Genomic DNA, 24,198 nt, shown 5'->3' on the forward strand with positions numbered 1-24,198 from the left:
AAAACTAAAGAAGTTTGTGGTATTCGGTTTTCGGTTTATGGTTTTCAGCAGGCTGGGAAGCCGGAGCGAAACCACTGTAAACCGGAAACTGACTACCGAAAACGACAAACAATGAATCCATTCATGCTCCGTGCCCTCGAACTAGCCACCCTTGGCCGGGGCAGCGTTAGTCCCAATCCCATGGTCGGCTGCGTGATTGTTCACCATCCTGAAGGGCGGGAACCGCGCATCATTGGCGAAGGCTGGCATAAGCAGTACGGCGACTGGCACGCCGAAGTGAATGCCATCCGCTCGGTTCGTCCCCAAGATACGCATCTATTGCCGGAAGCTACCGTTTATGTCACACTTGAACCCTGTTCACACTGGGGAAAAACGCCCCCGTGCGCTGATTTACTCATCGAAAACCGGGTGAAACACGTCATCTGCTGTAATGATGACCCTAATCCACTAGTATCGGGACAGGGTTTTGCCAAACTTCGGGCGGCTGGCATCTCCGTAGAAACGGGTGTTTTAGCCAAAGAAGGTCGGGAGCTGAACGCACGCTTCTTTACGTTCATCGAGCAAAGAAGGCCTTATATCATCCTGAAATGGGCCGAAACGACGGATGGGTACCTGTCCGGCGAAGGCGGGCAACCCATCCAGATCAGTGGCCCGTTGGCGCGCCGTCTGGTTCATAAGTGGCGCAGCGAAGAAGACGCCATTATGGTGGGTACCAACACCGCCCGCATGGACAACCCCCGCCTGAATGTGCGGCTCTGGCCTATCGACAGGGATCCGGTACGTATCGTTTTCGATAGAGACCTCTCGCTTCCCCCCAACCTACATTTATTCGATGGTTCCCAGCCAACTATCGTCTTTCATCGACAACAGAAAGCAGCCCTTCCAGAACGCCCGAATCTTACGTACGTATTCACCGACTCACTCGCGCAATCGTTGACGGAGCTCCATCAGAGCAAAATCCAGTCGGTTCTGGTAGAAGGCGGGACAACGGTACTACAGGCGTTTATGGATACCGGACTTTGGGATGAGATGCGCGTGCTTCGCAGCCCGATGATGCTGGGCAAAAGTCGGACCGCCGTGGTAGCTCCCAGGGTGGAAGGAAGACTAATGAGCCGGGAAATGGTGGGCGAAGATGAACTGAGTATGTACCGATACTAACTAAAGTGGAGAGCTGCTCTGCAGAATGGCTACCATCGTCTGCATGTTGACATCTTCGTCGAAAGTTGCCTGGATAGGTATAACAAATCCCGGAAGTGCAAAACTGTGTATGTTTCCTTCGGAGGCCTTCAGAACCAACTGATAGTTCCCGTTCACCAGATGGTATTGCTCGATGAAGGATTCATCGGTATCGACAATCCAGTACTCTTCAACGCCATGCGCCTGATAATCGTCAAATTTCACCCCCCTGTCGCGCTTGGCAGTACCGTCTGAAAGCACTTCAATCACCAAATCAGGGGCCGGAAATAAGGTCTGTTTCGGGTCGAAATTATCCGCTTTACTACGGTTGAAATAGCAGATATCCGGTTCATAATCATTCCGCGTCAGCGCTGTCATGATTTTTTCGATACCAACGAAGCCCAGTTTGTGTTTACGAACATAGACATTCAGCAATTGGTATAAGAATCCAGTTCCTTCATTGTGCATCTTTTTAACCGGTGAGTGCATGACCAGTTCGCCATTGATAAATTCAACCTTGAATTCATCCGTGACATCCTCGTAGAAAGCCTGTCGGTTTTCCCGTTCTTTATGTAGTGCCGCCTGGATTTTCTGCATAATCAAAAAAGCATCCGGGTACTCTAAAATCGTCTCAACAAGGGTGTGGGGCATTAACGCGTGGTTGTGGCTAGCTAATATACAGCTATATTATCAAACATCCCGTAGCAGGCCTGGTGCCTGCTACGGGATATGGATGGAGGTCAGACAGCATACTAAAACTGGATGTTCATCCGGGCGTAATAATAAGCGCCCTGAAAACCCATCTGGTAATTGTCGTACGCAAACCGACCGGAATCCGTCAGGTCGGGGCGGGTTTTGGTTGGGTAGGTGTTGGTCACGTTATCACCACCCACCGAAATCCGCAGGGCTTTCAATACCTGATAGCCCACACTCAAATCCAGCGTCGCTTTGGCCGACAGGTTGTAATCAGCAAAGGGTGAGGTGATATCGTCCGTTTCGTGGTAGTTGCTGTAGTACTGGACCGCGCCGTAGTAGATAGCCCGCGCCATGGCCGAAAATTTATTCTTCTGATAGACCACAGACCCGATGTATTTCTGTCGGGGGCTTCCGTGCTCAAAGCTCCCCCGCGAGTTGCGGTTCAGGTAAATATCCGACAGGTACTGCGCCCGAATGGTGGGGTCTGTAGGTAGTTGATTATCGGCACCAATGTTCAGGGTTGCCGGATAGACGCGGGTGAAAGCGACCATGTTCCAGTTAGCCGCCAGCGAGTACGTAAGCTGGGCAGTCCCGATACGGGTGCGGTAGTTGGCCACCAGATCGATACCTTTCGTTTCTACATCGGCCGCATTGGTAAAGAACTGCGCAATACCATCGGGGGTAATGATACTTTTCAGGCTACCGCCAATGTCACTACCCGAGAAGCCGCCCGTCTGAATAATCTTATCACGAATTTTGATGTAATACGCATCGGCGGTTACTTCCAGGCCGGGGGCGAGTTGCGAGGTCATCCCGAAACTGATGTTGGTCGAACGCTCCTGTTTCAGCTTCGGAATGCCCAGTGCCTTGGCGGCTGTGCTGCTGTTGGTAAAGTACCCCTGGTCGAACGGTACGCCACCCGGCGTGAAACCCGTAGAGGTCTGGGCGTAAAATAACTCCTGCAAACTGGGTGCCCGGAAACCGGTACTGATGGAACCCCGTACGGCAAATACGCCCGGAATCACCGAATACCGCGTAGCAAATTTCCCCGTCAGTACATTCCCGAAATCGCTGTAGTTTTCGTACCGACCCGCCAGCCCAATCATAAATTTATCCGTGATATCCAGCTCCAGATCGGCGTAGGCGGCCATTACCGACCGGAAAGCACTGGTAGCCTGGTCGGGCGCAAAACCCCGGAAACACTGACAGTTGGGCGAATAGCCTTTAATGTCTACCGTACCACCCCGGTAGGGAATAATCAGGTCTACGTAGGTAGTGCTGGTTGTGCCATCGGCGTTAGTAATGGCTTTCTCCGACTTCACATCTTTGTTGACGCGCTGGGTGTAGTTAAAATTATCTTCGGGAGCGGTGAACGTACCGTACGTGCCTTTCGTGTAGGACTCCGTCTGCCCCGCCACAATCTGGTAATTTTCGACCCGCATTTCGGCGCCGAACGCCACGTTCATACTTTTCAGTACGCCGTTTATTGGCTCGCTATACAGGCGACTCAGCGCAATATTCGTGGTGTTCTGGGTAAAGTTATTATCGCCCAGGCGCATGGTGGTGGGCGTTGCCGGGCCGTAAGAAGCGTTCATGGTATTGACCATGCCATAGGCAAACTTGCTCGAACCAAAGGTGTTGCTGAAGTCGATATCGAAACCGCCCGCCCGACCGCGAATCCCCGTCGTCAGCGATTTATCGGAAACGTTTGAAGTCAACTGGGGCAGAAAACCATTGGGGTACAAATCATTCAGGAAACGGTCCTGCTGACGCGGGAACCGGTAGTAACAGCCGCTCAGCGTATTCCGGTAGTTCAATCCACCAAAGGCGTAAAACTCAGCCCCGTTCGCGCTCAATGGAATACCCATGTTCATAAAGATGGTGCCGTTGTCCACTTTGCTCAGCCCGTTGATCATCTCAAAGCTTTTGGGCGTCAGTCCACGAGCGGCCTGTAAGCCTTTGTCCGTACGAAGCGATGCATCATCGGGCCGGGCCAGGATTTCAGGATTGGTGATAATCTGAACGCCATCAGCCGTTTTACGGGTATTGTTCAGATAGGTATCATCGAACACCACGCCACTGTAGCCGCCTTTGGGCACCCTGCTGGTACTCCCCTGCTTGCTCAGTTCAAACGTCAGGTTGATAAAGCCACCCTTATCGCCCAGGGCAAAACCGTAGTTGCCCATAAACTGCTGCAGGCGACCATCTGTCCCGAACTTGTCGATATCGTTATTCTTCGCCAGCCCGACATTGGCATAGAGGCCCGTGTTATACATGCCCGTAAATACCCCGACGCTCTTTTTCAGCTCCATGTTCACCACCCCCGCAATGGCATCAGAACCGTACTGAGCGGCAGCCCCGTCGCGCAGGATTTCCACTTTCTCGACGGCGGCCAACGGAATAGTCCGCATATCGACCGTAGTGGATGGACCCGAATTATTGGCAACGAGCAGCAGCGAGGATGTATGCCGCCGTTTACCGTTCAGCAGCACCAACGTTTGGTTAGGCGGTTGATTACGCAGTTGTACTGCATCCACGTGCGATGCCAGATCAGCTCCCGGCACTTTCAGCGAGTTGAACGAGGGAGCAATCTGTTTCAGCAACTGCGACAGTTCCGTCTGGGGCATCGTTTGCGACAATTTCGATACCGAAATAACGTCTACCGGTGCAGGCGTGTCGAGTTTGGTACGGCTGCTGTTGCGCGACCCTATAACAACCAGTTCAGCTAGCTGCTTGGTGTCGGAAATCAGGGTAACGTTCAGGATAGACGAACTACCGAGCGCTACTTCCCGCGTGGCATAGCCAATGAACGAAAAAGTCAGGTCGCCACCTTTCTCCGGTACCGTTACTTTGTACTGCCCGTCAGCATCCGTACTGGCTCCCGTGTTGGTTCCTTTCAGCACTACGTTGACGCCTGAAATGGGGGTATTGTCGTCCTGCGCTGTTACGCGCCCTGTAATGATTCGCTGCTGGGCAAGTAGCGGATGTGTAAAGCATAATACCAGGAGAGTAACTCCCGCGTACAGAATACGTACTGATTTTTTCATGAGGTTTCATGGCGTTAGTGAGTTGATTTTTTACGGGTACTGGCACTAAAAAATAGGGCAATAAGCTACCTGTCAGGCATTTTACGGGCCTGTGAAGAATACGCAAAGCATGTGTTGAAACTATGTCGGTAACCGCTTTCGCCGATTCTACTTTTTGGTTACCTGCTTTCTACTTATCCTAACTCCCGACAGAAATCGTGCGCACGATCTGAACGTATTATTCTGTTGTACTTTTTCAAATATCCCAACTATAATAACGCTATCAAACTATAATAAAGAATATTATACCGTATTGTCGAATTAATACAACATAAAAATTTATATATACTATTTATGACAAAAAAAGGGGTAAAAACGATTGTACGCCTACTCCCTGGAAGCCTGAAAGGATTGGCAGGGGGCAGGCGTACAATCGAAAGAGAAGCAGCTTAATGAAGCGGTGAAGTCCATACGCCCTTCGTATGCAGGGACTTATCGAGCCGGACCAGATTAGCGACGTAGCCCGGTCTTATTCGGCCCAGCTGGTCATCCAGACCAATTATTTCCGCCGGAATAAGCGATGCCATCCGCAGGGCATTCCTGAGCGGAATACCGGCCTGCTCAACGGCGATTCGGACGCAGTCAATCAGCGTAATGGCCGAACCCGCCAGATTTCCTTCGTTGTTGACGTACCGACCGGGTCCATTCATATCGGGTTCAAAGTGTACCACGAACTGTTCCAAAGTAAATTCGGGGCGGGGCGGGTTGGCAAACAACGAATCCGAAATCAGAAACAGTCGTTCCCCCAGCAATCGGTAGGCAATACGAATGCTGGTGGGATTGCAGTGATAACTATCGGCAATGATGCTGGCCCGAACCGTTGGATGGTCAAAAACGGCCCCGACAACCCCCGGCTCGCGACTCTCAAAACCGCGCATGGCATTGTACAGGTGCGTCGCCAGTGGCATTCCCCCGTTGAAAGCGTCCGTAGCCTGTTGATACGTGGCGTTACTGTGGCCAAGCGACAATAGTGTGTTCGGGTGTTTTAATCGGTTGATCGTATCCAGTTGACCCGGATTCAATATTTCGGGGGCCAGCGTCAGAATACGGATAACATCGGCGTTGCTGCTGAATAGGCTTTCCAACTCACCTTCGGCGGGTATACGCACGTACGCCATACTGTGCGCCCCACGTTTTATCGGGTTAAAATATGGTCCTTCTACATGAATACCGGGTACACCGAATTGATTTTCTGCCCGCACCACCTGCACGGCCGCCATCGACTGCTGCATCACGGCCAGTGAGGTAGAGTGAATGGTAGGCAACAGTGTAGTCGTACCGTTTCGGGCGTGGGTATCGTAGATATGCCGGACCGTTTCGGGTGTGGGTTTGTCGTTCAGAAACAAATCCGAACCACCATAAAGCTGTAAATCAATTAGTCCCGGAATCAGATAATCTCCTTCCAGGTCGATCACCGTTGTTTCCTGGGTCGTTATGGGTGTTGTGGTCACCTCCTGTATGCGGCCATTGGCCACGCGTACAGACGCGCCAGTTAGCCACTCTTCGCCGGTAAAAACGGTGGCGTTAGTATAGTAAATCATGCAATTGAAACAGGAAGCCTGCTTGTTGATACGAGTAAAATGGCCGAAATCTACCAGTAATTTCGTTTTTTTGCGAACTCTAACTGTATCGGTTTACAGTTTTCGGTATACGGTTCAACGGGTTTCATTGTTATGACCGGTACCGAACCGAAAACCATAAACCGAAAACCATAAACTACAAACTGTTGTCTTCCGTCCGTTTACTGCCCCCAGCCACGCTCACCCAGCCCGGTCTTATTCAGGCTACCATTCCATTGGCCTCGTCGAAAAGTGAAAGCAACCGCGCCCTTATTATCGACGCGCTGACCGGTTTCCGGTGCGACCTGAAAAACCTGTCTACCGCCCGCGATACGCAGACGATGATTCGACTGCTCAACTCCACCGACCCGGTGGCCGACGTGCTGGACGCGGGTACGACCATGCGGTTTCTGACGGCCTACTTCGCTGTTACCGGCGAATCCACGCCGGGCCAGCAGAAAACAATGACCGGCACGCACCGCATGTGCGAACGGCCCATCGGTATTCTGGTCGATGCGCTACGCACCCTCGGTGCCGACATTACATATCTAAAGGAAGAGGGCTACCCACCCCTGCAGCTCAACGGCTTCTCGGCATCTGGCAATAACCAGATCAGCATACGGGGCGATGTAAGCAGCCAGTATATTTCGGCCCTGCTCATGATTGCCCCGCTGTTGCCCAACGGTATCACCCTGGAGCTGGTTGGACCTATCGGATCGCGGCCTTATATCGAGATGACGATGGAGCAAATGCGCTTTTTTGGGGCCGATGTGCAGGCCAACTGGGACAGCAAAACCATTGTGGTAGCCCCGCAACCCTACATACCTGCCGCCTACGCCATCGAATCCGACTGGTCGGGAGCAAGTTACTGGTACAGCGTATCCGCTTTAGCGAAAGACGAAACCGCTGAAATCACGCTGCTGGGCCTGAAAGCCAAATCCTTACAGGGCGACAGCGCGATTGCCGACCTGATGCAGGCGTTCGGCGTCCAAAGTACCTTTACCGAAGCGGGCGTTCGACTGACCAAGTGCCCTACCAGTGACTCTCTGGCCTGGGACTTTACGGACTGCCCCGACCTGGCGCAGACGGTGGCCGTTTGTGCCGCCATGAAAGGCATTACCCTACGCCTGACGGGCATCGAGAGCCTCAAAATAAAGGAGACCGACCGGGTACTGGCCTTACAGACCGAGTTGCAGAAGATTGGTGCCGAACTGGTTGAAATCGAACCGAATCACCGCTACGAGGTTCGTCAGACGGGCACAAAGCCCAGTGCTCCTGCTACCATTGCTACCTACGACGACCACCGGATGGCGATGGCTTTTGCCCCGGTAGCCATGCGTCAGGAAATCATCATTGAGGAACCGGGCGTTGTGGCCAAATCCTATCCCAGCTTCTGGGATGACATGGCAAGGGTAGCAACGGTGGAGTTTTCATCAGAAGAAACCCAGCATCCATCCTGACAGCGGTGTTGCCCGTTTTGGGTACTCTACGCGGTCCGGGAGGAGGACAGGGCCACCCAACGACCGCGTGTAGTGATGGTGAGCGAAGCGAACCTTTACACACACGCCCGGTTGGGCTGTCGGCCCGAACAGGGGCGGCCCACCTGTCGCCCGCGACACGGCCACGCGGAGCGAATAGCAACGCACGAATCCGCTTTTTTAGGTTGAGTGCGAAGCCCAACAACGCACAAAATCCGCTTGCAAATCAGTAATGTAAATGTATTCAATATCCATAATTAACTTTTGAACGCAAACTGCTAACATCAGATTTAACAGAACTAACATCAGACTTGAGAGAACTGACATCGGATTTAAGAGAACTAAAATCATAACTTGAAGAATACAGGACATTTGCTCTAAGGTCATCAATTTCGCTTTTCTGTACCAGAATTTGACAACCTTGAACCAAAAAGAGAATTACAAAAATATAATTCTTCTTTCTCAGGATAAAGTCCTTAAATCTCTTCATTTTTTTGATTGTTAAAGGTTTAAAATTGATAAGTTTTGTTTTTTCCTAACACCAGAAAGTGCTGATAGAGAGAAATTTAAATGCTATAACGAAAGCATTAACCTCTTTGACTAACTACCCTAACCGGGGCTTTTGCCCTGTCGGACGCGACCCGCCTAATTTTTTAAAAGTCTGCCCAACGGGGCGTTTCCCTTGTCGCAGGTGGCCTGAAAATGGAAGCCTAAACCTGCCTTACGAGCCGCGCTGCTTGTCGCACGAAACCTGAAAGTGCGAGTAACAGCCTTGTCACTGCACCCAATGCCGGCAAGGGCTGAAAGGCTCCGGCTCAAAAGTCTACTAAACCTGCACCAACCCGACCCAGAGCCTTTACACCCTTGCGAAGTTGTCCTGACGGTCCCCCGGCTCGACCTGACGCTGCGGTCCGTTTACACCCATCCCCAAAAAGGATGGGCTGAAACGGTGGGGTGCCCATTTGTAAGTCGGTGGGGAAGCCTATAAGTATACTTATAGGCTTCCCCACCGACTTACAAATAGCCCCATAGCGAGGCAGGTAGGGGGCATCTCAGACAACTCCAACAAGGGCTGATGGGCCGTAAGCAAGTCCGGTTAACTACTCAAGTTCCGCCCTTTTCACCCTTGTTTTTGTTGTCCCGACGGTCCCCCGGCTCGACCTGACGATACGGGCCGTTTACACCCATCCAGTCCGGAGGATGGGCTGATGCGGCCAGGGTGCCCATTTGTGGGGGTTGGGGAGAGGGTCTAAGTATACTTAGACCCTCTCCCCAACCCCCACAAATAGCCCCGAAGTGAGACAGGTAGGGGGCATCTCGGACAACATACTATTGTGCGCAAGTCCATTAAACCTTAATATTCTGAAATTCAAGTAATTAAGGTTTAATTCAGTAAGCAAGCCTATATTTACGGCCCGTTTACTTGTCTTAGGACAAGAATACATAATTCACCCTGTTCCACAAGTGGTATGCCAAAAAAAATTGCAGTCACTTTATTAATCGGTCGTGTTTGGAATATAGATGGGTTCCCGGACTACTTTTTTGGGGCCGACAATCAGTTGTATCGTTACGATTCGAGAGGGGCCATCCGTAAAAACAAACGAATCGTAGTACACTATACCCAGGGATATTCGTTGAAAGGGCGGTTTTACAGCCTCGCCCGATTGCGGCCACTGCTGCGTCGTCATACAAATGAACCCGATGGGGAGTAACAAAATTCTTACGTTAGGCCGCTACAAATCATCCAACGGTGATTTGATCGTACTGATCTTGTTTGCCGTCACGTGTGTGTAGCGCATGGTGGTCAGGATGCTTTCGTGGCCCAACAATGCCTGGGTGTAGCGAATATCGGTGCCTGATTCTAATAAATGAGTGGCGAAGCTATGTCGCAGGGTGTGAATGCCGCCTTTCTTGTTGATTTCGGCAAAGTGAACCGCGTCGCTATACACCTGTTGAATGGTCCGATTGGCAATGGGTTCGCCCGTTTCGGGGTCTTCAAACAGAAACGTTTTGGGTTTATAGTAGGTCTGGTACTCGCCGATGGCCGCTTCGAGTTTATCGGTCAACATAACGGATCTTTCTTGCCTTTACCACTGCGCACGTTAACCAGCCTCCGGTTTCGGTCAAGGTCGGTTAGCTTCAGGTGAGCTACCTCGCTTAGGCGCAGTCCAGTCGCGTACACGAGTTGAAACAACGTCCGGTATTTCAAACTGGTTGTGGCCCTGAAAATGGCTTTTACTTCGGCCATGCTATACACAGTGGGAAGTTTTACGGGCTGTCGGGGATACTGAATATCATAGAACTCTTTGTCGCGTTGTAATACTTTCTCGCAATAGAACTTATACGAGTTTATATGGACGTTGATGGTTGAACTGCTCAACTTTTTCCGGTTGATGAGAAACAGCAGGTATTTCTGATAGTCGGGTTTGGTAAGCTGGTCAAGTGGTTTTGCCCCGGCGTAACGGATTAGAGTAATCAGGGCCTGTTTATAGTTTTTGAGGGTCTTGTAACTGTACTGCTGCACCCGGAGCGCGTTGGTGATCGCTACAATGACGGGGTGTTTATCGTACTCACGTGTGGGCGGAGTGTATCGAAACGGCTTTGGATGGGTAGCTACGCTGCGTTTGACAGCCGGGGGCCAGGCTGGGTTCACTGCCTGTTCCAGTTCGGCGGGGGTAGCAGCCGGTTTGTAAAGTCGCACAACGGCTTCATCGAACCGGCAGTGGTCTTTGCCAAATAGCTGCCCGATTTTCACCACCGATTCCCGCGTGTTGGGAACAACCCAGCCTTTGCGGGTGTAGCTAAAACGGCGACCAGGTACGTTGCGTACCAGGTCGTTGCCCAGCGTATCAATGGGGAAATAAACGGCCAGTAGAGCAGGGTCTTTTTCGTCGATGCGAACGGTTATCATAGTACGTTAGTTAACCTGCTCCGCCTTACTTCACCGTGAAATCCGAATCTTTCAGGCCTTTGTTGATCTTCACGTTATCGACCGCCATGGTCATGGGGCCACGGGGCGACTGCTGCACGATGGTCATCGGGAACTTGATGCCAGCCGTGTCTTTGTAATCCGAATACACCATGGTGTTCTTCATTTCGCCCTGAGGCCCTTTCGAAGTGGACACAGACTGCACTTTCAGCCCCGTGGCAGCATCGAAATTATCGGTCCAGGTGGCGGCTCCGTCGGCGGTGGTGTGGCTGAGTTTCCAGGTGTCTTTCCCGTCCACTTTTTCGGGGCCGACGAGCGTGGTTTTCACCCCATTCTCCGCGTAGTGCAGTTCGGGGAACAGGGTGTTCATGAGGGTCATTTGCTGGGCGGCCGACCCATCGAGCGTGCGACTGCCCTGCATACCGCCCATAGCAACCTTGATGCCATCGCCGGTTTGTTTCATCACCTCCATCCCATTGGCATTGATCACCATCGAAAACATAGCGGGCATCTTCTGTTTGCGCGTCACGATAATGGCGTTTCCGTTCATTTCGGCCGACATGTTGGTCGTCATGTCCGTAACCTTCATGAGGGCGTCTTTCCCACCAATGGCGGCAATGTAGGTAGCCACTATCTCATCAGCCGTTGGTGTCGACTGGGCCATAGCCCACTGCCCCATGGTTAGGAGCAGGCCGACGATCAATCCCATTTTTTTCATATTTTTTGTTATTTTTTCGCTAAATATAGTTGTTCAGCCAGCAATCAGCAAGGGGTTTTACACCACTGACAATTACCCTACTGAAATAGCGAAAAGCCCGCCAGGTAGACCCCCGCACCCGCCAGGTAGCCAATCAGTGCCAGCCAGCTTATTTTGCGCAGGTACCAGCCAAACGCCATCTTTTCCATACCCATCACGGCCACGCCCGCAGCCGACCCGATGAGCAGCAAACTCCCGCCCGTACCGGCACAGTAGGCCATAAACGTCCAGAGTTTACTATCCACCGGGTACGTTTGCAAATCGTACATACCCATCGACGCGGCCACGATGGGCACGTTGTCGACCACGGCGGATACGATACCGATGAGCAGGACAATGGTATCCAGGTTACCCACCGCCCGGCTCAGCGCATCGGCCAGTCCGCGCAGCACACCCGTTGCTTCCAGGGAGCCAACGGCCAGCAGGATACCCAGAAAGAACAGAATGCTAGGCGTGTCGATACGACTCAGGGCGTAAGAGGCCGTAAATTTCTTGCGCTGCGCTTCGTCTTTGTCGCTGTGAATGACTTCGGAAGCGACCCAGATCAGGCCCAGCACCATCATCATGCCCATGTACGGCGGCAGGTGCGTGACCGTTTTGAAGATAGGGACGAACAGCATACCGCCCAGCCCGATGGCCAGCATCGTGCGCCGGTCCCGGCGGGTGATGGGCGTAACATACGGGCGGCTGGGGCCAAGGTATTCGGGCGGGATGGGGGGTAACGGCTGGGGTTTATACACGCGGGTCAGTATGGCCAGCGGCACCAGCAATGATACCAGACTGGGCAACAGCATGGTACTGATGATATGAAAGGCGGAAATTTGCCCTCCTATCCAAAGCATGGTCGTGCTGATATCGCCAATTGGCGACCAGGCTCCACCAGAGTTGGCCGCCAGGATAATCATACCGGCCATAATCCGCCGGTCTTCCAGATCACGAATCAGTTTACGGATCACCGTTATCATCACAATGGAGGTGGTGAGGTTGTCCAGCAGCGCCGACATAAAAAACGTCAGCAAACTAATCACCCATAGCAGTGTACGGATATTCCGGCTGGCAATGCGGTCGGTAATGAGGGTAAAGCCATCGTGTACATCGATCAATTCTACTACGGCCATAGCCCCCATGAGGAAGAAAAGGATTTCGGCCGAGTCGGTCAGGTGGTGCTCCAGCTGGTGACCAATGGTTTCTTTGTCACCCCCCAGCAGGGCATAGGCAGCCCAGCAAACAACACCGGTCATGAGTGCCGTAGCTGTTTTGTTGATTTTAATGGAGTGTTCAACGGTAATCAGTACATAACCGGCAATGAAGATAAGCGTAAGCAGTATAAGCATAGACATACGATAATTGCGCCGGGCTATTGGGAGATACCGGCTCAGCGTAATGAAAAATAAACCGCCCCCGGGGTTAATTCTGGTGGCGGGTGAGTAATTTCTGGCTAATTCCTGTTATTCCTTTGTGAATCCTGTTAGTCCAATGTTCATTATTCATGTTGCTTCGCTGGGGCCGGATGGCATGGCCTTATTCCCATTCATTCTTGTCCGGCATCGGCACCCCGGCCCTACCCTGCTCAACCACGAACGTATTCACCTCAGGCAACAGCTTGAACTGGGGGTTGTCCCGTTTTACCTCTGGTATGTCATCGAGTACCTGATCCGGCGAATGCAGTACCGGGATCATTATGCGGCCTACCGACATATCTGCTTTGAGCGCGAAGCCTTCGCGAACGACCAGAACCTAACTTACCTTAACACCCGGCCCCACTGGCAATTCCGGCGCTACCTTACCCGCGCTACAAAGCGGTGACCAGACCACTGCTTTTCATTGTTGCTACAATCCGGCTGTCACTTGTTTACGGCCTATGCCAGCCACCATAACCAAAGACGCTGACAGCACCAGTACCAACATAGGAATGCCTTCCCGAAAACCGATCAACCGTAAATCTTCAGGTATATTCAGGTATAGCAGCACCGTTATCAGCCCCCGGGGCGCAATCCATAACAGCGGGCCCATTTGCCCCCGGTACGTTAACCGAAGTGTTACCCACCGCCAGGCCACAATAACCACCAGAAAGAGTCCGCTGACAATGAGCGCATCGGTTTGAACCAGGTCCTGCGGAACGGCTGCGTAGCCAAAAATCAGATAAAAGAACGTACGAACCACGAACGCCCCCTCCGCGGTCAGGTTCTTGAGTTGGTCGAGTTCTTTTTCAAACAGATCATTTTTAAAAATACGACTCAGCCGTCCCCGGATAAACAGGTCTGTATTATTCAGAAACAGACCAAAAATCAGAATCAGCAACAGGGAGGACAGGTGATTTATTTCGGCCAGTGCGTACACCAGGAACAGGACGGAAATGATCGGCAGAAATTTAATCCGATGGTTGATACGGCCAATAAGGTAAAGCAGCAGAAAACAGCAACTTAAGGAAATAACGGCCATTACCAGCGTATCGCGGGTGAAGGACAATACAGCACCCAAAACCGAATCGCGACTGAGGAGCAGGAAATTGAACGCCATAATTCCCAGTATACTGGCGTAGGCCGATTCATAAACGGCAAACTCCCGTTGCCCATCGATCAGGCTGGTGATGATTTGCGCTGTCAGCGAGCTGCTGATAATGGAAAAAGGCAGCGCTGCAATCAGACAATGGTAAAACGAGTCGTTCAGCAGCAGATAGAGCATACCGGCCATCAGCAGCGTTCCACCAATAATGCCAAGCAGGGAAGCCAGCAGCGTCCGGCGCAGAATACTCAGCCGGTCGGTATCCAGTTCCAGATCAAGCCCGCCCTCCAGCACAATCAGGATAAGCCCCAGCGTACCCAGCGTTGGCAGAATGGTATTGACGTACGGCACCTGAACGGCAAAGTATTCCGTTACCTGCCGGGTAATCATACCCAGTAGCAACAGCAACAAAACCGAGGGCGTTTTGAACCGGCTGCTAAACAGGTCGAAGGCATACGAGATTAGTACCGCTAAGCTCAGGACTATAATCAGAATTGATGAATCCATATCGACAGTCGGTCAGTGTAAGTCATAAGTCATAAGTGACTGACGCAAAACGAACCCTATACTGGCGTCAGCCACTTATGACTTTTACGACTTGCTGCCTTTTACTTTCTCGCGTAGTAATACAAATTCACCGATGAGGCACTGGCCCGTTCGCTGATGGTAAAAAAACCTTTGTTGTCTTTATCAAAGCAAATGGCTTCGCCCTGCGGTTCAGCCCGTATGGTTAGCTGGCGGCTATTGCCAAACTGCAGGGCATCTGAAATGGACTGGCCGGCATCGCGTTTGTAATAATACACCTGCGTATAGGTACGAACCAGCATTTCGGCCCCATCGGGCGAGATAGCCGCACTCGTTACAAACGTCAGGGGTAACTCCCCGTAGGCTTTTGCCACCGTTACCTGATTGACATCCTGCGGGTAAGGAAGGCTATACAGATGCACTTTCGTTTCCCGCTTTGAGATAATGTAAATGTCTTTGGTAGCCGGGTCAACAAACATGGCTTCGGCATCACGGGGCCCGTCGGGATAGCGAAAATTAATTCGTTCAACCTGCGTGATGGGTGTTTGCAGCGAAGCAGGTTCGGGGAGTCGGTAAATTTGGGATATGGTATGGTTGGCATTATTATCGCCAATTTCGCCGATATACATGTAGTTTACCCCATCCTTTGGTCCAGGCCCGATAGATAATTCCTCCCAATCGCGGTTATCAAAGCCGGGAACGCTAATCTTCCCCTTTAATACGCCATCATAACCCAGCAAAGCCAGTTCGGCTGGGTTACCGCTATCCTGCTCAATCCACACGTTGCCGGGCTGGCTGCGGCTATCGGCCACTCCGGATGCTTCATCAATCTGTCCGGGAGTAACAGGCGCAGCAGTAGGGTCTGAGGCAAACTGTGCCTCGTACACACCCGGTACTGCGAGTTTGCAGGAAATAATTGCCAGGCTAAAAATCAGCAAAACAAATTTACGCATGAAAATTCGGGTTGTTTCAGTTGCCAAAGTAACGAACAGATAAAGTAAAAGTGATAACCTTACCCTAATAAAGCTATCTACGTTATCCCGTAACGCCTTCCGTCATGGCTGAACAAATGGCAGCATCCCGCTTCATTCAGACACTGATGTTTGTAACCTGGTGGCGGGCAGGTAGCCTGCCCATCATTAGTTTTTGGGCCAGTGGTGCTTTAGTCTCCGAACATCTTTCTTCTATTAATTACTTTTTTCTATGCGTAATTCCCTACCCTACCTGCTGGCCACGCTGGTACTTGGTTTCCTGGTAAGTTGTGCTTCCCGTCCATCCGCTACGTCTGACAAAAGCTGGGTTCGTATTTTTGATGGCAAGACACTGGATGGCTGGAAACTCACGACCGAAAGTCCGGCAACATTCAGCGTACAGGATGGAGCCATTGTAGTGGCCGGTCCGCGGGCGCACCTGTTTTATGAAGGCCCCGTCGGCAACCATGATTTCAAAAATTTCGAGTGGAAAGCACTGGTCAAAACCATGCCTGGCTCTAACTCCGGCATGTTTATTCATACCGCCTACCAGCCTTCCGGGTGGCCATCCAAAGGCTATGAAATTCAGGTGAACCAAAGCCATACCGACTGGCGTAAAACGGGCAGCGTTTACGGCCTTCAGGATGTGAAGGAAGTATTCGTGAAGGACGGTGAGTGGTATACCGAACACATTATTGTGCAGGGCAAAAAAGTAATCATTAAGGTAAACGACAAGATTATCAACGACTTTACCGAGCCCGACAGCGTCAGCAACGCCAGTTCACCCAAGAAACTCAGCAGCGGCACCATCGCCCTTCAGGGGCACGACCCTAAAAGTAAAGTCTACTTCAAAGATATCATGATTAAAGTGCTGCCCGATTAAAAAAGCGGCAGTACTTCAATCCGTGCTATACCATTAACACGGAACCCCGACCGAAAAAGCCTGACAGCCCTAACGTATAGGCCTATCGTTCCCGGGTGAGCAAAAAGCTGCCTGACAGCACTATTGCCATTCGTGTCCGCAACAACGACTGGACTGTTCCCGGCTTAACAAGTCCGGAATAGTCCAGTCGCTGTTCATGCCCAGACCAATTTCACTTCAACTGATTACCCGCAAAAAGGACTTAGCAGTCGTTAAGGCCCGATACCGCGTATTTTTCTGAGCGTTACGATCGCTTATTTCCCTATCTTGTGAAGCTAACATACAGATACGAACCAGCCGTACTTTTCCTTTCAAATGCGTCAACGCTTACTCTTGTCTTTGGTTGCTTTATTCCTGTACCAATCTGCCCCCGGACAAACGCCGGAGTCCGACAGTTTATTTGTGCAGGCGGCAAAAAAGCAGGCCGTTAACCAGTACGAGCAGGCTTTTTTAAAGCAGGAACATGTGTACGAAGGGAACGAATACATTGCCCACGACCACCGCATAAAAATCCACCCCTTCTACCCAACCGACAGTCTGCTGGCGGGAACAATCACCTACAACGATATTCGCTACCACGACGTACTCATGCTGTACGACATCGTGCGGCAGGAAGTAGCCGTTCAGCCACCGGAAGGCGGGTATCGCATTCAGCTTCACACCAATAAAGTAAGTAATTTTTCGCTGGGGCAGCACCGGTTTATCCGACTCATAAACGACAGTACGTCGGGCATTGTGCCCGGCTTCTACGAACTTCTGTACGATGGACGGGCACAGGTACTGGCGCAACGCGTAAAAACCGTCCATGAAGATATTTCGAGTGGCACCTACGTAGCTGACTACCTGCCTAAAGACCGCTTTTTCATCCGAAAAGACGGCCAGTACCATGAGGTCAAAACAAAGGGGTCTTTTTTATCCCTGTTTCCAGACCGGTCCAAAACCCTGCGAAAATACCTGCGCGCCAACCACCTCAAATTCAATGACGAACAACGCGAGATGTCGATTACGCGGGCTGCGAAGCAGTATGAAGAAATTTCGGGTCATTGATTGTCATCGATAGTCATTAACCACAAAATGACAATCAATGACTAAGAATGACAACCAATTACCTAAAACATGGCCCAATTCTACCGCACTTTTTTTCTGTTACTGCTACTAACGGGGCTGGGTATAGCCGCACGGGCACAATCACCCGCCGATAAGCCGGTCAGTGGTACGTTCGAGCAGGCACATTTCGAGCAGGTTGCCCAGGCTATCGAAGCCCAGACCGCGTACCGCTTTTTCTTCAATGCCACCGAAGTAGACAGCCTTATCGTCACGCTGAAGATCGAAAACAAGCCGGTACGGTCGGTACTGCAACAGCTTTTTAACGGCACCAGGTACCAGTACGCCATTGATGCCCAACAGCGCGTTTACATCACCATCGACCGGGTGATTCGGACGGAGTTACCCATTGGTTTTTTCCGGGGGGGGCTACCCGGTTCGCCAACCGACTCGACGATGAACGATTACCTGTCCCAACAGCAGAAAAAACGCCCGGAACCCGAAGCGAAGGTGTACGAAATTGGCAAACGAACCGCCGATGCGTCCATCCGGCCGGGCCGTTCTACCCTATCCGGCTATGTGCGGAATGTAGCCTCAGGCGAACCCATCGTGGGAGCGGCTGTCTACATCGAAAATCCGCGCATCGGCACCGTTTCCGACCAGTTTGGCTTTTATTCCGTTACGCTGCCCCGTGGCAAACATGACCTCAAAATCAGAAGCATTGGGCTGAAAGACACCCGCCGACGAATTGTTTTTTACTCGGACGATAAATTCGACATCGAGATGGAAGACGATGTGATTGCCCTGAAAGAAGTGGTCATCGAAGCCGAGAAAGACAAAAACATATCGGGCCTGCAAATGGGGCAGGAACGGATTGACATCAAAAGTATCAGGCAGGTACCCACAGCCCTGGGCGAAGCCGATATTCTGCGGGTTATCCAGACCCTGCCGGGCGTGAAAACAGTAGGTGAAAGTTCAACCGGCCTCAACGTGCGCGGGGGTGCCACCGACCAGAACCTGATTCTGTACAACGATGCGACGATTTACAACTCCTCGCACCTGTTTGGTTTCTTCTCCGCCTTCAACCCCGACATGATCAAAAGTGCTGAACTCTACAAAAGTGCCATGCCGGCAAAATTTGGCGGGCGGCTGTCGTCGGTGCTGGACGTGCAAACGCGGGATGGCAACAAGAAAAAGCTCGTCGGTTCGGGCGGTATCGGATTGCTGACGGGCCGGCTCACCCTCGAAGGGCCAATCCTGAAAGATAAAACCTCGTTTATTGTGGGTATCCGTTCTACCTATTCCGACTGGCTGCTGCACCAATTACAGAACGAGTCGTTCCAGAAAAGTCAGGCGCAGTTTTACGACCTGAACCTGCACATCACCCACGATATGAACGAGCGGAACACGTTTTACCTGACGGGCTACGCCAGTCGGGATAAATTCCGTCTCAACAGCGACACGGCCTACGCCTACCAGAACAAGACCGCTACGCTGAAATGGAAACACGTCATTACCAATAAATTGTACAGCGTTTTTACGGGCAGTTACAGCGGCTACACCTACAGCGTGTCGAGCGATAAAAATCCGGTCAATGCCTATGATTTGGGCTTTGGTATCCATCAGACCCAGGTAAAGGCCGATTTCAACTTCTTTCCAACCAACCAGCACACGGTAGATTTTGGCGTCAATTCTACCTACTATAAACTTCATCCCGGCAACTTTCAGCCCAAAGGCGATGCGTCGCTGATCGTACCCGACGTGGTTCCGGATGAACAGGGTCTGGAAAATGCGCTGTACATCGGCGACCGCTTCGACCTGAGCCCCCGACTTTCCATCAGTGGGGGATTGCGCTACTCGTTATACACCTATCTGGGTGCCCGTTCGGTGTATACCTATGTGCCGGGTCAGCCAAAAACGGTGGGAAACATCATCGACACGGTGAGCTACGGAAACAACCAGCCCATCAGCACCTATCAGGGACCAGAGTACCGGCTGTCGCTTCGGTACGCCCTGTCGGGTACGGCTTCGGTAAAAGCAAGTTTCAACCGGACGCGGCAGTATATTCAGATGCTGTCCAACACCACCGTTATTTCCCCCACCGACATCTGGAAACTGAGCGACCCCAGCATCAAACCGCAGATTGGCGACCAGTACGCTGTTGGCCTGTACAAGAACAACCGCACCAACACCATCGAAATGTCGGTGGAAGCGTACTATAAAACCATGCAAAACCGGCTCGACTACCGGGGCGGGGCTTCCCTGATACTGAATCACCACATAGAAACCGACGTCATCAACGCCGAAGGACTGGCCTACGGCGTTGAGTTTCTGGTGAAGAAAACAACGGGTAAGCTCAATGGCTGGCTGAGTTATACGTACGCCCGCACCCTGCTCCGCACCACTAATACGGGCAACAGCGAAACCATCAATCAGGGCAATTACTACCCCAGCAGCTTCGATAAACCGCACGACATAACGCTCATCAGTAATTACAAAATCAATCGCCGGTTTAGCCTGTCGTTCAACTTTACCTACAGCACGGGGCGACCCATCACGCTGCCGGTGTCCAAATACTACCTCGACGGAGCCGCCCGGCTCCTGTATTCGGAGCGGAACCAGTACCGGATTCCCGATTACTACCGCGCCGATTTTGCCATGAACATTGAGGGTAATCACAAGGTCAAAAAACTGGCGCACAGTTCCTGGACCGTTTCTGTCTACAACCTGCTGGGTCGGCACAATGCCTACTCGGTCTATTTCAAATCGGAGAATGGGGTTATCAAAAGTTATCAGCTTTCCATTTTTGGCAATCCGATTCCATCGGTCACGTACAACTTTAGATTTTAAGGCGATGAAAGAGCTGACTAACAGCGCTATGAGCCTGTTCCTGTCAATCCGGTTTTTGTCATTCCGAAGTATGAGGAATCCGCTCCGGCGGCCCGGTCAACTTCCTCACCTGAGATTCCTCGTTTCCGGGAATGATGTAAAAACATACCCGTTCCTGGCCCTTCTTCTCTTCCTGCTGGCGGGTTGCGTAGACCCGTACCGACCACCTGAAATCACCTCGCCCAACAGTTATCTGGTGGTGAACGGCTTCTTCGACAGTGCCCCCGGCGCTACAACGACTATCTCCCTGTCGCGCACGCAGAACCTGGCTGACCCCAAATTACCGGCCGCCGAAACCAAGGCACAGGTGAGCATCGAGATGCCCAACAAAACGGTATATACGCTGAAAGAAGGCACCAGCGGAGCGTACACCCTGACGGGCGTTATGCCGGTAGTGGGTGGAACGTACCGGCTGCACATAAAAACCGCTAAAGGGCAGGATTACTATTCGGACTACGTGCCGGTGGTGCCAACGCCCCCCATCGACAGCATAAGCTGGCGGGCGCAGGACGATGGTCTACAAATCAACGTAAACACGCATGATCCCAAAAACAGTACCCACTATTACCGCTGGGATTTCGCATCGACCTGGGAGTATACCACCTTATATAACTCATTGCTGGAGATAAAAAATACCCAGATTGTGGATCGGCTGCAATCCGTTTTCCGATGCTGGGGTAGTGATAACTCGACCAACATTATTACGTCGTCTACGGCGCGGCTTAGCCAGGATGTGGTGAGTCAGTTTCCGTTGCTGCACATACCCGGCACCTCTATTAAACTGGGTGTCAAATACAGCATTCTGGTCCGGCAGATTGGGCTGACCCAGGCGGGTTTTGAGTACTATGACCAACTGGCCCGGATAACGCAGAATGTAGGTTCTATTTTCGACCCGCAACCGACCCAGATTACGGGCAATATCCATTCGGCCACCAATGCCAGCGACCTGGTGCTGGGCTTTTTTCGGGTCGGCACGGTAGACAGCAAGCGCCTGTTTATCAGTCGCAGTCAATTGCCGTTTGGCTGGAATACCTATACCGGACTCGGAGGATGCACGGTGGATACCCTCAGTAAAAAAGATGTACTCGATACAAAGCCAGCGGTTATCAGCTTCGATGATATACTGAATAAATACTTCACCACGTCCGACGACTGTGCCGACTGCCGGACGCGGGGTGGCGTAATCACAAAGCCTGACTTCTGGAAATAATGCCGACACCGCCCCGCATCCGACCCCTGAAATGGCTACTGCTGATTTTCCTGACAGGAACTCGTTCGATTCTGTTTGGACAGGCATCCGACCCATCGGCAGCCATTACAACCGCATTCGATACCTACCGCCAGCAAACGCTGACCGAAAAACTGTTTATCCATACCGACCAGGCGGGTTATCTCACTGGCGAAACCCTCTGGCTTAGCGTCTATTACGTGGATGGTACGTACCACAAACCACTTGATATCAGCCGGGTAGCGTACATAGAGTTACTGGATAAAGAAGGGAGGGCTGTATTACAGACGAAAGTTGCCCTTACAACGGGCGGGGGAAATGCTAGCCTGTTTCTGCCCGCTTCCCTGCGGTCGGGCACGTACCGGATGCGGGCGTATACCAACTGGATGAAGAACTTCAGTGCCGATTATTTCTTCGAGAAAAACCTGACTATCGTCAACCCGTTTACGCCCCTCGACCCAACCATACCGAAGGCCCTGGCGGACTATGACATCCAGTTTTTTCCGGAAGGCGGCAACCTGGTGCAGGGACTGTCTGGTAAAGTCGCGTTTAAAGTCGCCGATTCAACCGGGCATGGCATTCCCGTTCGGGGGTGGTTATTGGGTGGGCAAAGTGATACACTGGCCCGGTTCACATCCCATAAATTCGGGATGGGTAATTTTAGTTTTACCCCCTCGGCCAGTATAACATACCGGGTTGTGATGCAGGACGAAAACGGACGTTCGTTTACGCGGTTACTGCCCCCTATTCAGCCGCAGGGGTACGTTATGCGGCTGAAAGAAACACCGGGCGACAAGCTAACCATTACGGTTAGCACCAACGTAGCCGGAGCCTCAGCAGTGTATCTCTTTGCCCATACCCGCAATGCGATCAAAGCCGCGGAAATGCGACCGATTCAGGGCAGGGAAACGACCTTTACGCTCGACAAAAATGCACTGGGCGAAGGTATATCGCACCTCACGGTTTTCAACGCCAGCCAGCAGCCTGTTTGCGAACGGCTTTATTTCAAACGGCCCACACCGGTAGTCATTTCACTAAAGCCTAACCAACCTACCTATGCCTCCCGCACCAACGTAACGCTGGCTATGTCGGTACAGGCACCCCTCAATAAAACCAATCAGACTAACCTATCCGTTGCTGTCTATCGGCTCGATTCGCTGGCAGCTACCCGTTCGGAGACTATTCTGAGTTACTTGTGGCTAACGGCTGATTTAGCGGGCAGGATTGAATCACCGGACTATTATCTACAGGCAGAGAACGACGAAGTTAAACAGGCTACTGACAACCTGATGCTAACCCACGGCTGGCGACGGTTTCGATGGACGGATGTTCTCCAGAACAAATCGGCTCCCGTTCATCCATTTATTCCCGAAATCAACGGCCCCATCATTCAGGGAACCGTAACCGACCCCGTTTCGGGTGAGCCCCTGCCCAATAAGTTCACGTACCTGTCGACACCCGGCAGACCCATTCGGTTGTATGTATCGAGGAGTGACTCGACAGGGCGAATCCGGTTCGAGATGCAGGATTTTTACGGATCGCAGCACATCATTGTACAAACGAATCCTAAAGACAGTCTGGCCAAACTGACGATCACCAATCCCTTTATCGAATCCACATCACCGCCTTCACTTCCCGCCCTTACCATTCTGGAATCGCAGGCCGACCAGCTCCTGAACCGGAGCGTAGCCATGCAGGTACAATCCACCTTTGAGGGCGACCGTACCGTGCAGTATCGTGACCCTGTTGTAGACAGCACGGCGTTTTACGGGAAACCCAGCGAATCCTATCTACTGGATACTTACACGCGCTTTCCGCGCATGGAAGAGGTGCTGCGCGAATATGTGCTGGGCGTGATGCCCCGCAAGCGGCAGGGACGATTTCATCTGGATGTGCTGAACGCGCCCTACCGGGCCATTTTCGAGGATAGCCCGCTGGTGATGATTGACGGGGTACCCGTGTTCGATATGGAAAAAGTGATTGACTTCAGCCCGCTGAAAATTAAGCAGCTGGACGTGGTCACGAACGCTTACCTCATCAGCCCGGCCCTGTTTCATGGGGTTATTAGTTTTATGACCTACAAAGGCGACCTGGCGGGTTATCCACTCGATGCCCGGTTGCTGAAACTCGACTACGATGGCCTGCAACGGCAGCGGGAATTTTATGCCCCCCGCTACGACCGACCTGCCAATGTAGCGACCAGTCGACTACCCGACGGACGCACCCTGTTATACTGGAATCCAGCCCTGAAAACCAACGCCCAGGGGAAAACCGAGCTTGATTTTTACACCTCCGACCAGACCGGTACCTACGTGGTGGAAGTCAACGGGCTAACGAACGACGGGCAAGCCGGATATCAGCAAACACGTTTCAATGTAAAAAATACCCCGAAGTAGGTGAGTACAGTACGGTGAAATTTGGACCAACCCGGAC

At 51.9% G+C, this 24,198-nt stretch carries 17 protein-coding genes and 1 pseudogene; 8 read left to right on the forward strand and 10 right to left on the reverse strand.

What is annotated here, in order from left to right:
* Positions 1-111 precede the first annotated feature (111 nt).
* A complete protein-coding gene (gene ribD, locus B157_RS0111660; protein ID WP_020603505.1) occupies positions 112-1,158 on the forward strand; it encodes a bifunctional diaminohydroxyphosphoribosylaminopyrimidine deaminase/5-amino-6-(5-phosphoribosylamino)uracil reductase RibD in 1,047 nt (348 codons plus the stop codon).
* Here the strand turns inward: ribD and B157_RS0111665 are convergent, their stop codons facing one another.
* From B157_RS0111665 to nagA, 3 genes are all read right to left on the reverse strand, one after another.
* Positions 1,159-1,827, reverse strand: coding sequence for a Uma2 family endonuclease (locus B157_RS0111665; protein WP_020603506.1), 669 nt, complete (start codon positions 1,825-1,827; stop codon positions 1,159-1,161).
* A gap of 101 nt (positions 1,828-1,928) precedes the next feature.
* Entirely contained in the window at positions 1,929-4,919 is a 2,991-nt protein-coding gene (locus B157_RS0111670; protein WP_020603507.1) for a TonB-dependent receptor, read from the reverse strand.
* Positions 4,920-5,347: 428 nt separating this feature from the next.
* The gene (nagA, locus tag B157_RS0111675; RefSeq protein WP_020603508.1) at positions 5,348-6,499 is read right to left on the reverse strand and encodes an N-acetylglucosamine-6-phosphate deacetylase; all 1,152 of its coding nucleotides are present in this window, start codon (positions 6,497-6,499) and stop codon (positions 5,348-5,350) included.
* Positions 6,500-6,684: 185 nt separating this feature from the next.
* Between nagA and B157_RS0111685 the strand changes: the two genes are divergently transcribed.
* Entirely contained in the window at positions 6,685-7,977 is a 1,293-nt protein-coding gene (locus tag B157_RS0111685) for a 3-phosphoshikimate 1-carboxyvinyltransferase (RefSeq protein ID WP_020603510.1), read from the forward strand.
* Here the strand turns inward: B157_RS0111685 and B157_RS38250 are convergent.
* From B157_RS38250 to nhaD, 5 genes and pseudogenes are all read right to left on the reverse strand, one after another.
* Positions 7,951-8,163, reverse strand: a complete 213-nt coding sequence (locus B157_RS38250; RefSeq protein WP_157618403.1) for a hypothetical protein — start codon at positions 8,161-8,163, stop codon at positions 7,951-7,953. The genes B157_RS0111685 and B157_RS38250 overlap by 27 nt on opposite strands.
* Positions 8,164-9,491: 1,328 nt before the next feature.
* Positions 9,492-9,683 carry a hypothetical protein gene (locus tag B157_RS38255; protein WP_020603512.1) on the reverse strand — a complete coding sequence of 64 codons (192 nt, stop codon included), beginning with the start codon at positions 9,681-9,683 and terminating at the stop codon, positions 9,492-9,494.
* 45 nt (positions 9,684-9,728) lie between these two features.
* Positions 9,729-10,906: pseudogene (locus B157_RS35140) on the reverse strand (tyrosine-type recombinase/integrase).
* Positions 10,907-10,931: 25 nt separating this feature from the next.
* On the reverse strand, positions 10,932-11,642 hold the full coding sequence (locus B157_RS0111710) for a hypothetical protein (protein WP_020603515.1): 711 nt from the start codon (positions 11,640-11,642) through the stop codon (positions 10,932-10,934).
* Between the two features lie 77 nt (positions 11,643-11,719).
* Positions 11,720-13,015 (reverse strand): sodium:proton antiporter NhaD, encoded by a 1,296-nt coding sequence (nhaD, locus tag B157_RS0111715; RefSeq protein WP_020603516.1) that lies wholly within the window; start codon positions 13,013-13,015, stop codon positions 11,720-11,722.
* Between the two features lie 142 nt (positions 13,016-13,157).
* Here nhaD and B157_RS0111720 point away from each other — a divergent pair, with 142 nt between their 5' ends.
* A complete protein-coding gene (locus tag B157_RS0111720; RefSeq protein ID WP_020603517.1) occupies positions 13,158-13,487 on the forward strand; it encodes a hypothetical protein in 330 nt (109 codons plus the stop codon).
* A gap of 24 nt (positions 13,488-13,511) precedes the next feature.
* Here the strand turns inward: B157_RS0111720 and B157_RS0111725 are convergent, their stop codons facing one another.
* Together B157_RS0111725 and B157_RS0111730 are read right to left on the reverse strand one after the other, a co-directional pair.
* Positions 13,512-14,693 (reverse strand): cation:proton antiporter, encoded by a 1,182-nt coding sequence (locus B157_RS0111725; protein ID WP_020603518.1) that lies wholly within the window; start codon positions 14,691-14,693, stop codon positions 13,512-13,514.
* 101 nt (positions 14,694-14,794) lie between these two features.
* Positions 14,795-15,664: a hypothetical protein gene (locus B157_RS0111730; protein ID WP_020603519.1), complete on the reverse strand. Its 870-nt coding sequence runs from the start codon at positions 15,662-15,664 to the stop codon at positions 14,795-14,797.
* Between the two features lie 250 nt (positions 15,665-15,914).
* Here B157_RS0111730 and B157_RS0111735 point away from each other — a divergent pair, with 250 nt between their 5' ends.
* The 5 genes from B157_RS0111735 (at position 15,915) to B157_RS0111755 (ending at position 24,161) form a co-directional block, all read left to right on the forward strand.
* Entirely contained in the window at positions 15,915-16,565 is a 651-nt protein-coding gene (locus B157_RS0111735) for a 3-keto-disaccharide hydrolase (RefSeq protein WP_020603520.1), read from the forward strand.
* A 354-nt stretch (positions 16,566-16,919) separates the two neighbouring features.
* A complete protein-coding gene (locus B157_RS0111740) occupies positions 16,920-17,651 on the forward strand; it encodes a hypothetical protein (RefSeq protein WP_020603521.1) in 732 nt (243 codons plus the stop codon).
* Between the two features lie 69 nt (positions 17,652-17,720).
* Positions 17,721-20,498 carry a TonB-dependent receptor gene (locus B157_RS0111745; protein ID WP_020603522.1) on the forward strand — a complete coding sequence of 926 codons (2,778 nt, stop codon included), beginning with the start codon at positions 17,721-17,723 and terminating at the stop codon, positions 20,496-20,498.
* Between the two features lie 4 nt (positions 20,499-20,502).
* Positions 20,503-21,747, forward strand: a complete 1,245-nt coding sequence (locus tag B157_RS0111750) for a DUF4249 domain-containing protein (RefSeq protein ID WP_245565063.1) — start codon at positions 20,503-20,505, stop codon at positions 21,745-21,747.
* Positions 21,747-24,161 carry a hypothetical protein gene (locus tag B157_RS0111755; RefSeq protein ID WP_020603524.1) on the forward strand — a complete coding sequence of 805 codons (2,415 nt, stop codon included), beginning with the start codon at positions 21,747-21,749 and terminating at the stop codon, positions 24,159-24,161. The genes B157_RS0111750 and B157_RS0111755 overlap by 1 nt, the downstream gene beginning before the upstream one ends.
* Positions 24,162-24,198 lie beyond the last annotated feature (37 nt).

Origin of the sequence: Spirosoma spitsbergense DSM 19989, from assembly GCF_000374085.1 — a bacterium.
Taxonomy (GTDB): domain Bacteria; phylum Bacteroidota; class Bacteroidia; order Cytophagales; family Spirosomataceae; genus Spirosoma; species Spirosoma spitsbergense.

What these genes read in the sequence shown, in the direction of transcription:
- B157_RS38255 (WP_020603512.1), bottom strand. Translation starts at nt 9,683, where the DNA reads ATGACGACGCAGCAGTGGCCGCAATCGGGCGAGGCTGTAAAACCGCCC.
- B157_RS0111745 (WP_020603522.1), top strand. Translation starts at nt 17,721, where the DNA reads ATGGCCCAATTCTACCGCACTTTTTTTCTGTTACTGCTACTAACGGGG.
- ribD (WP_020603505.1), top strand. Translation starts at nt 112, where the DNA reads ATGAATCCATTCATGCTCCGTGCCCTCGAACTAGCCACCCTTGGCCGG.
- B157_RS0111665 (WP_020603506.1), bottom strand. Translation starts at nt 1,827, where the DNA reads ATGCCCCACACCCTTGTTGAGACGATTTTAGAGTACCCGGATGCTTTT.
- B157_RS0111750 (WP_245565063.1), top strand. Translation starts at nt 20,503, where the DNA reads ATGAAAGAGCTGACTAACAGCGCTATGAGCCTGTTCCTGTCAATCCGG.
- B157_RS0111755 (WP_020603524.1), top strand. Translation starts at nt 21,747, where the DNA reads ATGCCGACACCGCCCCGCATCCGACCCCTGAAATGGCTACTGCTGATT.
- B157_RS0111735 (WP_020603520.1), top strand. Translation starts at nt 15,915, where the DNA reads ATGCGTAATTCCCTACCCTACCTGCTGGCCACGCTGGTACTTGGTTTC.
- B157_RS0111710 (WP_020603515.1), bottom strand. Translation starts at nt 11,642, where the DNA reads ATGAAAAAAATGGGATTGATCGTCGGCCTGCTCCTAACCATGGGGCAG.
- B157_RS0111670 (WP_020603507.1), bottom strand. Translation starts at nt 4,919, where the DNA reads ATGAAAAAATCAGTACGTATTCTGTACGCGGGAGTTACTCTCCTGGTA.
- nagA (WP_020603508.1), bottom strand. Translation starts at nt 6,499, where the DNA reads ATGATTTACTATACTAACGCCACCGTTTTTACCGGCGAAGAGTGGCTA.
- B157_RS0111725 (WP_020603518.1), bottom strand. Translation starts at nt 14,693, where the DNA reads ATGGATTCATCAATTCTGATTATAGTCCTGAGCTTAGCGGTACTAATC.
- B157_RS0111740 (WP_020603521.1), top strand. Translation starts at nt 16,920, where the DNA reads ATGCGTCAACGCTTACTCTTGTCTTTGGTTGCTTTATTCCTGTACCAA.
- nhaD (WP_020603516.1), bottom strand. Translation starts at nt 13,015, where the DNA reads ATGCTTATACTGCTTACGCTTATCTTCATTGCCGGTTATGTACTGATT.
- B157_RS0111720 (WP_020603517.1), top strand. Translation starts at nt 13,158, where the DNA reads ATGTTCATTATTCATGTTGCTTCGCTGGGGCCGGATGGCATGGCCTTA.
- B157_RS0111730 (WP_020603519.1), bottom strand. Translation starts at nt 15,664, where the DNA reads ATGCGTAAATTTGTTTTGCTGATTTTTAGCCTGGCAATTATTTCCTGC.